This is a genomic window from Peribacillus sp. SIMBA_075 (assembly GCF_046534585.1).
In genome coordinates this window covers 1-282 of record NZ_JAWRYN010000430.1, presented here as the reverse complement: position 1 = coordinate 282, position 282 = coordinate 1, and the positions used below count along the sequence as shown (strand labels likewise).

Below are 282 nucleotides of genomic sequence, written 5' to 3'. Positions count from 1 at the left end.
CTGGTTTTCCATCAAGCGCTTTTTTCCCTACTAAATAGTCAACCGATTCCTGCGCCCATGTAGGAACATCCGAAAACTTTTTCCCTGCTGCGAAACTACTTACTGGAGACGATAATAAACTTGCGGCTAAAATACCTGCCGCGACTGCACGATACTTCATAAAAAATAATACTCCTCTCGACAATCACTTTTTAATAACGCGTAATCTTAATATATAAATTTCAATAAATCCGAACAAAAAAAATTAGTGCGCCTCTATCATTTTATAATACTAGAATTCTG

The 282-nt window shown here is 36.5% G+C and carries 1 pseudogene; it reads right to left on the bottom strand.

The window, feature by feature from the left end:
• Positions 1-160: pseudogene (locus SB775_RS28880) on the bottom strand (N-acetylmuramoyl-L-alanine amidase); the annotation flags it as partial.
• Positions 161-282: the final 122 nt, after the last annotated feature.